Source organism: Mesorhizobium sp. P5_C1 (genome assembly GCF_054049815.1).
This window is the reverse complement of sequence record NZ_JBFULQ010000015.1, coordinates 18,029-27,051: the sequence shown is the minus strand read 5'-3', so window position 1 is coordinate 27,051 and position 9,023 is coordinate 18,029. Positions and strand designations below refer to the sequence as shown.

The window sequence follows — 9,023 nt, the reverse complement described above, 5'->3', positions numbered from 1 at the left end:
TCGCCGGACTGGCCCAACCTAATCGATTTAAATCCATGTCGCTGCGGCTGGATTCTTTCCGCTTCCGCCGCTATGAAGCTGCGGACCCATCGTCTGCCCTCCAGCTCCCCGGGAGAGAAAAATGACCGTCAGAGTTGCCATCAACGGATTCGGCCGCATCGGCCGCAACATCCTGCGCGCCATCCATGAATCAGGCCGCAAGGACATCGACGTCGTCGCCGTCAACGATCTCGGCCCGGTCGAGACCAATGCCCATCTCCTGCGCTTCGACAGCGTGCATGGCCGCTTCCCGCACGAGGTTTCGGTCTCCGGCGACCAGATCACCGTCGGCAAGGAAAAGTTCAAGGTCACCGCGATCAAGGATCCGACGCAACTGCCGTGGAAGGAACTCGGCGTCGACATCGCGCTCGAATGCACCGGCATCTTCACCGCCCGTGACAAGGCCGCTGCGCACCTGACCGCCGGCGCCAAGCGCGTGCTGGTCTCGGCGCCGGCCGAAGGCGCCGACCTCACCGTCGTCTACGGCATCAACCACGACAAGCTGACCAAGGACCACATCGTCATCTCGAACGCGTCGTGCACCACCAACTGCCTGGCGCCGCTGGCCGCCGTGCTGCACGAGACGGTCGGCATCGAAAAGGGCATGATGACGACGATCCATTCCTATACCGGCGACCAGCCAACGCTGGACACCATGCACAAGGATCTCTACCGCGCCCGCGCCGCCGCTTTGTCGCAGATCCCGACCTCGACCGGTGCCGCCAAGGCAATCGGCCTCGTCTTGCCCGACCTCAAGGGCAAGCTCGACGGCATCTCGATCCGCGTGCCGACCCCGAACGTCTCGGTCGTCGATTTCAAGTTCATCGCCAAGCGGCCGACCACCGTCCAGGAGATCAACGATGCGGTCATCGCCGCGTCCAACGGCAAGCTGAAGGGCATTCTCGGCGTCACCCATCACCCGAACGTCTCGATCGACTTCAACCACGATCCGCGCTCCTCGATCATGGCGCTCGACCAGACCAAGGTCATGGACGGCAACTTCGTTTCGGTGCTGTCCTGGTACGACAATGAATGGGGCTTCTCCAACCGCATGGCCGACACGGCGGTCGCCTTCAGCAAGACCATCGCCTGATCGCGACGCCTTCCTTCGAGACCTGGAACGCCCGGCTTTGTCCGGGCGTTTTTCATGCGAGCGCCGGGCGCCTTCTCAAATCGTGCCCCGAGCGCCAAAGCGTTCGAAAATCAGGGGCATAGGGCAAAAAACCACCCCGCCGCCTTGCACTGGTCACGTCTTCGCCCCACTCTGCCATAAACCAGGAGACAGACGAATTTGAGGGGCTGATTTCAGGATGGAGCATGCGATCTATCTCGTCACGCTGGTCGGCACAGCACTTGTCGTCGCCGCCGCGTTTTCGAGCCTGATCGCCTTCCGCTTCGGCGCCCCGCTTCTGCTTCTGTTTCTCTGCATCGGATTGGCCACCGGCACCGATGGCCTCGGCATCGAGTTCGACAACGCCCGCATCGCATATTTTGCCGGCTCACTGGCTTTGGCCGTCATCCTGTTCGATTCCGGTTTCGGCACGCCGCTCAACGCCTTGCGGCAGGCGGCGGGACCGGCGCTGTCGCTGGCGACCTTCGGCGTCCTTCTCACCACCGGCCTGTTTGGCGCCGCCGCCCACTACCTGCTCGACCTCACCTGGCTCGAATCGTTCCTGCTCGGCGCCGCCGTCGCCTCCACCGATGCCGCGGCGGTGTTCTTCCTGCTGCGCGCCGGCGAAATCAATCTGCGCGAGCGCGTGCGCTCCACGCTCGAGGTGGAATCCGGCACCAACGACCCGATCGCCATCTTCCTGACCATCACGCTGGTCGAGATCATCGCCGCTCACGCCAACCCCGAGGCCAATGTGCTGGTCACCAGCCTGGCCCTAGGCTTCCTCATCAACATGGGCCTCGGCGCCGTCGTCGGCGCGCTTGGCGGCCTCGCCATCGTGCGCCTCGTCGACCGGCTCAATCTCGATCACGGCTTGCTGCCGATCTTCGTGCTGACCTTGTCGCTGATGATCTTTGCCGCCGCCGGTGCCATCGGCGGCTCGGGCTTCCTGGCGGTTTATCTCGCGGGCTTGATCGCCGGCAATTCCGACATCCGCGCCGTCACCATCCTCAAGCGCTTCCAGGACGGTATGTCATGGCTGGCGCAGATCATCATGTTCCTGATCCTCGGCCTGTTCGCGACGCCATCGCAATTTCCCGCGATCATGGTGCCGGCGATAGCGCTCGGCCTGTTCCTGATGTTTGTCGCCCGCCCGATCGCGGTCTGGCTCTGCCTGATCCCGTTCCGATTGCCGCGTCCCGAAGTCGCCTTCGTCTCCTGGGTCGGCCTGCGTGGCGCGGTGTCGATCCTGCTCGCCATCACCCCGCTGCTCGGCGGGTTGGAAAACGGCCGTATCATCTTCAACACCGCCTTCATCATCGTGCTGGTCTCACTGGTCATCCAGGGCTGGACCGTCGGGCCGCTGGCGCGCCGTCTCGGCCTAATCGTGCCGGCGCGGCTCGGCCCACTAGACAAGGTCGAGCTGGAATTGCCGGGCTCGGCCCATCACGAGCTTCTTGCCTATCGCGTGGCACACGGCAGTCCGGTGGCGCGCGGCGAGCGCATTCCGCGCTGGGCGCGGCCCTCGCTGGTGCTGCGCGACGGGCGCTCGATGCGCTTCCAGGACATGGGCAGGCTCGCCGCCGGCGACCAGGTCTATATTTTCGTGCCGGATCGCTATCCTCGCCTGCTCGACAAGCTGTTCGCCAGCCGCGCGGTGGTCGATCCCGAGGATGCGGATTTCTTCGGCGCCTTCGCCGTGGACCCCGCGCGCTCCGCCGCCGAACTGGAGGCCGCCTATGCGCCCGGTCTGACTGAAGCGGAGCAAAAGCTCACCGTCGGCGCGCTGGTCACTGGGCGGCTCGGCGGCCATGCCGAATATGCCGACCGTGTACTGCTCGGTCCGATCGAGCTGATCGTCCGCGACGTCGACGATAAGGGCAAGATCATGGGCCTCGGCCTTTCCTTCGAGCCGACCGCACCGGTGGCGCGGGTGCCGGTTTTCCTGAGCGCCGGCGAAATCGGCGACCGGCTCTCTGCCTTTATCCGCAACTGGCGCAAACCGACCGAGACGCAATTGGCCGAGGCGCGGGCGGGCGAGAAGCCGGCGCCGGAACCGGCAGCGGAGAAGGCTGCGACCGAGAGCTGACACGGCGATCGCTGCGCTGCCCCTCACCCGCTGCCGGCACGGCCCTGGTACCGGCTTCAAAATTTCGTATCGAACCCAGCCTAAGCCTTGCATCATCGTTGGCGCGGGGTATGGTCCCCCGATTTTTTGCGAAAGGAACCTGCATGGCCGCCTTCAAGACTCTCGACGACATCGGCAACATCAGCGGCAAGCGCGTGCTGGTGCGCGTCGACCTCAACGTGCCTGTCGCCGACGGCAAGGTCACCGACGCCACCCGCATCGAACGCATCGCGCCGACCATCGCGGAGCTGTCCGCCAAGGGCGCCAAGGTTATCCTGCTCGCCCATTTCGGTCGGCCCAAGGATGGCCCCTCGCCCGAATTCTCGCTGGAGCCGATCGCCAGGGCGACAGCCGATGTGCTTGGCCGGCCCGTTGGCTTCGCCAGCGATTGCGTCGGTGACACGGCGGGAAGCGCCATCGCCGCCATGGACAAGGGCGACGTGCTGCTGCTCGAAAACACCCGCTTCTACAAGGCCGAGGAGAAAAACGATCCGGCCTTCACCGAAAGGCTCGCCGCCTGCGGCGACATCTTCGTCAACGACGCCTTTTCCGCGGCGCACCGCGCCCACGCCTCGACCGAGGGGCTGGCGCGTCTGTTGCCGGCCTTCGCCGGCCGCACCATGCAGGCTGAGCTCGAGGCGCTGGAGAGGGGTCTGGGAAATCCGGTCCGTCCGGTGGTTGCCATTGTCGGCGGTGCCAAGGTCTCGACCAAGATCGACCTGTTGATGAATCTGGTGAAGAAGGTCGACGCGCTGGTCATCGGCGGCGGCATGGCCAACACGTTCCTTGCCGCGCGCGGCACCGATGTCGGCAAATCGCTGTGCGAGCATGATCTCGCCAGCACTGCCAAGCAGATCATGATCGAAGCGGCCGAGGCCGGCTGCGCCATCATCCTGCCGGTCGACGGCGTCGTCGCGAAGGAATTCAAGGCCGGTGCGGCCTGCGAGACCGTCGCCATCTCGGAGGTGCCGGCCGACGGCATGATCCTCGATGTCGGCGCCAAAACCGTAACGACCATTGGCGAATGGATCGACCGCGCCGCAACGCTGGTCTGGAATGGCCCGCTCGGCGCTTTCGAGATCGCGCCCTTCGACCATGCGACGGTGGCGGCAGCGAAGCACGCGGCGGCGCGCACCAAGGCCGGCAAGCTGGTCTCGGTCGCCGGCGGTGGCGACACGGTGGCGGCACTCAACCATGCCGGCGTCGCCGACGACTTCACCTATGTCTCGACCGCCGGCGGCGCTTTCCTGGAATGGATGGAAGGCAAGCCGCTGCCCGGCGTCGACGTGCTGAAGCACTAGAGCATTCTTCAGCTAGGCGGAAACGCCTGGCGCCGCGGAAATGCGGCTAAACCGAACGCCTCGATCAACACAAAGAGAGCGGGCAAGGGCTCTCGAGACTTTCAATCGATTCGAGCTTTCCGATGCCATTCCTTTGGCGGTAGACTTCCGTTAAGCGCGGAAGACAACCGTTTCAGGAGAAGCAGAATGAGCGAACGTCTCGAAGACATTGCCGCCGCGATCGTGGCCGATGGCAAGGGCCTGCTGGCCGCCGACGAAAGTTCCGGCACCATAAAGAAGCGCTTCGACGTCATCGGCGTCGAATCGACCGCCGACAGCCGTCGCGACTACCGCGAGATGATGTTCCGCGCCAGGGAGGCGATGACCCGGTATATTTCCGGCGTCATCCTCTACGACGAGACGATCCGCCAGAAGGCCGCCGACGGCACGCCGCTGGTCGATATCATCAAGGCGGCCGGCGCCATCCCCGGCATCAAGGTCGATGCCGGCGCCAAGCCTCTGGCCGGTTTCCCCGGCGACACCGTCACCGAGGGCCTCGACGGCCTGCGTGAGCGCCTTGCCGACTACTACAAGCTCGGCGCCCGCTTCGCCAAATGGCGCGCGGTGATCGACATCGACACCGGCAAGGGCGTGCCTTCGGCCAATTCGATCAGCTCGAACGCCCATGCGCTCGCCCGCTATGCAGCACTTTGCCAGGAAGCCGGCATCGTGCCGATCGTGGAGCCGGAAGTGCTGATGGACGGCGCCCACGACATCGACACCTGCTATGCGATTTCGAAGGCGACGCTGATCAAGCTCTATGACGAGCTCCATGCGGCACGCGTCGTGCTCGAAGGCACGATCCTGAAGCCCAACATGGTGCTGGCCGGCAGGAAATCGGGCAAGGTGAGCAGCCCGGAAGAAGTCGCGGAAATGACGATAAAACTGTTCCGCGAGACTGTGCCGGCAGCGGTGCCTGGCATCGCCTTCCTCTCCGGCGGCCAGGAGGACGAGGAAGCGACCGCCAACCTCAACGCCATCAACGCCATCGGGCCGCACCCGTGGAAGCTGACCTTCTCCTATGGCCGCGCCCTGCAGGCCGCACCGCAGAAAGCGTGGAGCGGCAAGGCCTCGAACGTCGCCGCCGGCCAGGCCGCCTTCACCCACCGTGCCCACATGAACCATCTGGCCGCACTTGGGAAATGGAAGGCGAGCCTGGAGCAGGCCGCCTGATCGGGGCTTTTTCCGTCTTCCTTCGAACCCGGGCCGCTGCGCCCGGGTTTTTGTTTGTGGCTTGCCTGGGCTTGGGACGGCTCGCCTGCATCCCTACTTCCTCTCCGGCGCTGGAGCGTGATCCCGAAACTGGAATCCGGTTTCGCAAGATCATGCTCAAAAACAAACAACCGGCGATGTCGGTTTTCGCCCGTCCCGAACGTCCTTGGGATGACAGACAGGGAGAGGTTCATGAACCGCAACAAGGTCGTTTCGCGCGAAGACTGGTTTCAGGCGCACAAGGCGCATCTGGCGCGCGAGAAACAACTCACCAAGCTTCGCGAGCGCATCGCCGCCGAACGGCGTGAACTGCCCTGGCTGAAGATCCGCAAGGACTATGTCTTCGAGACCGGGCAAGGGCCGAAGAAACTGGCGGACTTGTTTGCCGGCAACAGCCAGTTGATCGTCTACCACTTCATGTTCGGGCCGGGGTGCAACCATCATTGCGAGGGTTGCTCGTTCCTTGCCGACCATATCGACGGGGCCAACCAGCATCTCAGGCATCACGACGTGTCGCTGGTCGTGATCTCGCGGGCGCCGCTGGCCGAATTGCTGCCCTACAAGCAGCGCATGGGCTGGAAGTTCGACTGGGTGTCGTCCTATGCCTCGGATTTCAACTTCGACATGCAGGTCTCCTTCACCGACAAGCAGATCGCGGCTGGCGACACCACTTACAATTTCGAGACAATTCCCCGGACGTCGAAGGAACTTCCCGGCACCAGCGTTTTCTACCGAGACGAGAACGGCGACATCTTTCTCACGTTCATGTCGCGCGCCCGCGGGGGCGAAGCGCTGATCGGCACATATGATTATCTCGACATGACGCCGAAGGGCCGCAACGAGACCGGCCCCTATCATGGCCTGATGGACTGGGTGCGGCTGCACGATGAATATGGCGACCGGTCTGGAGTGCAGGAAACCTGTTGCGATCAGCGTGTCGGCGAGCCGGTCGTTCACCTCGGGCGCAACATGCGCTAAAGGGTGCGCATGCAGCGCCCTCTCGCCCTTCTCACCTGGCTCGCCTACCCGGTCTATGTCTGGCAAGGCCTCGGCGTGCGCCGCCGTACCACGCGCATGCTGCCGGCGCAGGGTCCGGTCATGCACGATATCCAGGGCAAGGCGCCGCCAATCTCGCTTCTGGTGCTGGGGGATTCCTCGGCCGCTTCGGTTGGCATCGGCAATTCGGAGAACGGGCTTGCCGCGCAACTCGCCGTGCTGATTGCGCAGGACACCGGCCGCGCCGTGCGCTGGCGGGCGGCCGGCTTCAATTCGGCAACGTCGGGCCAGATCCGCGACCATGTCCTGCCCAATCTGTCGGCCGATCCGTGGACACATATCGTGCTCGCCATCGGCACCAACGACACCAAGAATTTTCACTCGGTGCCGCGCTTCAAGAAGGAGTTCGGCGGCCTGCTCTATGCGCTGCGCGCCAAATGGCCGGAAGCGCGCGTGGTGTGGTCTCCGGTGCTGGAGTTCACGCGGGCACCGGCCATGCCGTCGCTGCTCGGCAAGATCCTGGAGATCCGTGCCGCGGAGATGAACCGGATGGGCGAACGCCTTTGCCTGGAACGCGGCGCGGTGCCGGCGCCGCGCCTGCCGATCACAAATCCTGAAGAGGGTTTTGCCTCCGACGGTTTTCACGCCTCGGAAGCCGGCTACCGGGCATGGGCTGAGCATCTCGCCGGCCTGGTACTTGCCAGCTGAACTGGAGCCGGGCTTGGTTGGCGCAGGCTTATGTCCAGTGTCCGAGCACGGCTGTTATGGAAATCGCCGCCATCGCCAGCAGCGCCAGCTTCCAGAAGTCGCTGCGCCGTTTCAGCCCCGGCCAGCCGAGCGGCTTGATCAGCTGGATGACCATGATGCCAACAATGACGAGCGCGAGGAGTTTCGACATGCCGCCTTTGACCAGCAACACGGCCGGCTGTCAAAGCACGTCGTCGTTGCCCGAGAAGAATGGGCGCCGCGATCCCGAGCCGGAACGCGGCGCCCGCCTTGACTGAGGAACGATCTACTTCAGCGGCTTGAGGCCGGCCTCGATCGAGGCGCGCTTCGGTTCGAGGAACGGCGGCAAGGCCAGCTTTTCACCCAGCGTCTCCAGCGGCTCGTCGGCGGTGAACCCCGGCCCATCGGTGGCGATCTCGAACAGGATGCCGTTCGGCTCGCGGAAATAGAGCGAACGGAAGTAATAGCGCTCGACCTCGCCGCTCGACGGCAGTCGGAATTCGGCCAGCCGCGCCGTCCATTGATGCAGCGTCTCCTGGTCCGGCGCCCTGAAGGCGACGTGATGGACCGCACCGGCGCCTTGCCTTGCCGGCGCCAGTCCAGGCTGCACAAGGACATGAAGCTCCGCCGCCGGTCCGCCCTTGCCCATTTCGAAGACGTGAACCTGACCTTCCGGCGAGGCATAGTCGCGGGCCTTGCGCATGTTCATCACTTGCGTCACCATCGCCTCGGTGTTGGTGATGTCGGGAACGCTGATGACGATCGGCCCGAGCCCGCGAATCTGATGCTCAGCCGGCACCGGGCTGTGCGCCCAGGGGTGGCTGTCGCCCTCGCCGTCATCGCTGATGAGGCGCAGACGCTGGCCCTCGGGATCCTCAAAATCCAGGCTGGGGTAGCCGCCGATGTCGGCGATCTCACTCGTCGCGATGTTTTCGCTGGTCAGGTGCTGCTTCCACCAGGCAAGGCTTTCCTGCCTGCCGACCCTGAGGCTGGTCCGCACGATGCTATGGGTGCCGCGCCGCTCCTGGCCAACCGGCCAGTCGAAGAAGGTAAGATCGGTGCCCGGTGTCGCTTCGCCGTCGGCATAGAAGAGGTGGTAAGCCGAGGTGTCGTCCTGGTTCACCGTCTTCTTGACCAGCCGCAAGCCCAGCACCTTTGTGTAGAAATGAAGATTTCCAGGCGCATTGGCGGTGATTGCCGTCAGATGGTGGATTCCTGTCAGTTGCAGGCTCATGGTCGTCTCCCTGTTTTTGGGGAATAATTTTCTCCCTCCATATCAGAACTTCGGCCACGTCGCTGAAGACCGCGTATCCTGACAGTCCGTCGCTCAGGATTGAACAATGGACCCTCGATCGATATTCGCTCGGTGAACAATCCCGACCGGCAAGCGTGCTGCATGGCCTCGACTTGATGCAGCGAAAACGATGTCTTCTCTCGGGGTACACTGCGATCACAACTATCGTCCGCGCCC

At 64.1% G+C, this 9,023-nt stretch carries 8 protein-coding genes; 6 read left to right on the top strand and 2 right to left on the bottom strand.

Features of this window, described 5'->3' with window-relative positions; genetic code table 11:
• The first annotated feature begins 121 nt into the window (after positions 1-121).
• From gap to ACXJ7R_RS02735, 6 genes are all read left to right on the top strand, one after another.
• Positions 122-1,132, top strand: a complete 1,011-nt coding sequence (gene gap, locus ACXJ7R_RS02760) for a type I glyceraldehyde-3-phosphate dehydrogenase (protein WP_095089351.1) — start codon at positions 122-124, stop codon at positions 1,130-1,132.
• A gap of 217 nt (positions 1,133-1,349) precedes the next feature.
• Positions 1,350-3,239: a potassium/proton antiporter gene (locus ACXJ7R_RS02755; protein WP_457150472.1), complete on the top strand. Its 1,890-nt coding sequence runs from the start codon at positions 1,350-1,352 to the stop codon at positions 3,237-3,239.
• A 143-nt stretch (positions 3,240-3,382) separates the two neighbouring features.
• Entirely contained in the window at positions 3,383-4,579 is a 1,197-nt protein-coding gene (locus ACXJ7R_RS02750; protein WP_457150471.1) for a phosphoglycerate kinase, read from the top strand.
• Between the two features lie 186 nt (positions 4,580-4,765).
• Entirely contained in the window at positions 4,766-5,791 is a 1,026-nt protein-coding gene (locus tag ACXJ7R_RS02745; protein ID WP_457150470.1) for a class I fructose-bisphosphate aldolase, read from the top strand.
• 231 nt (positions 5,792-6,022) lie between these two features.
• Complete coding sequence (locus ACXJ7R_RS02740; protein ID WP_457150469.1) at positions 6,023-6,808, top strand: DUF899 domain-containing protein; 786 nt, start codon at positions 6,023-6,025, stop codon at positions 6,806-6,808.
• A gap of 9 nt (positions 6,809-6,817) precedes the next feature.
• Complete coding sequence (locus tag ACXJ7R_RS02735; protein WP_457150468.1) at positions 6,818-7,534, top strand: SGNH/GDSL hydrolase family protein; 717 nt, start codon at positions 6,818-6,820, stop codon at positions 7,532-7,534.
• 28 nt (positions 7,535-7,562) lie between these two features.
• Here the strand turns inward: ACXJ7R_RS02735 and ACXJ7R_RS02730 are convergent, their stop codons facing one another.
• Both ACXJ7R_RS02730 and ACXJ7R_RS02725 read right to left on the bottom strand, forming a co-directional pair.
• Positions 7,563-7,724 carry a hypothetical protein gene (locus ACXJ7R_RS02730; protein ID WP_082525434.1) on the bottom strand — a complete coding sequence of 54 codons (162 nt, stop codon included), beginning with the start codon at positions 7,722-7,724 and terminating at the stop codon, positions 7,563-7,565.
• A gap of 114 nt (positions 7,725-7,838) precedes the next feature.
• Positions 7,839-8,786: a ring-cleaving dioxygenase gene (locus ACXJ7R_RS02725; protein WP_457150467.1), complete on the bottom strand. Its 948-nt coding sequence runs from the start codon at positions 8,784-8,786 to the stop codon at positions 7,839-7,841.
• Positions 8,787-9,023: the final 237 nt, after the last annotated feature.

Bases quoted from the DNA above. Each gene is read 5' to 3' on its own strand.
- gap (WP_095089351.1), top strand. From the start codon at position 122: ATGACCGTCAGAGTTGCCATCAACGGATTCGGCCGCATCGGCCGCAAC.
- ACXJ7R_RS02745 (WP_457150470.1), top strand. From the start codon at position 4,766: ATGAGCGAACGTCTCGAAGACATTGCCGCCGCGATCGTGGCCGATGGC.
- ACXJ7R_RS02735 (WP_457150468.1), top strand. From the start codon at position 6,818: ATGCAGCGCCCTCTCGCCCTTCTCACCTGGCTCGCCTACCCGGTCTAT.
- ACXJ7R_RS02740 (WP_457150469.1), top strand. From the start codon at position 6,023: ATGAACCGCAACAAGGTCGTTTCGCGCGAAGACTGGTTTCAGGCGCAC.
- ACXJ7R_RS02750 (WP_457150471.1), top strand. From the start codon at position 3,383: ATGGCCGCCTTCAAGACTCTCGACGACATCGGCAACATCAGCGGCAAG.
- ACXJ7R_RS02755 (WP_457150472.1), top strand. From the start codon at position 1,350: ATGGAGCATGCGATCTATCTCGTCACGCTGGTCGGCACAGCACTTGTC.
- ACXJ7R_RS02730 (WP_082525434.1), bottom strand. From the start codon at position 7,724: ATGTCGAAACTCCTCGCGCTCGTCATTGTTGGCATCATGGTCATCCAG.
- ACXJ7R_RS02725 (WP_457150467.1), bottom strand. From the start codon at position 8,786: ATGAGCCTGCAACTGACAGGAATCCACCATCTGACGGCAATCACCGCC.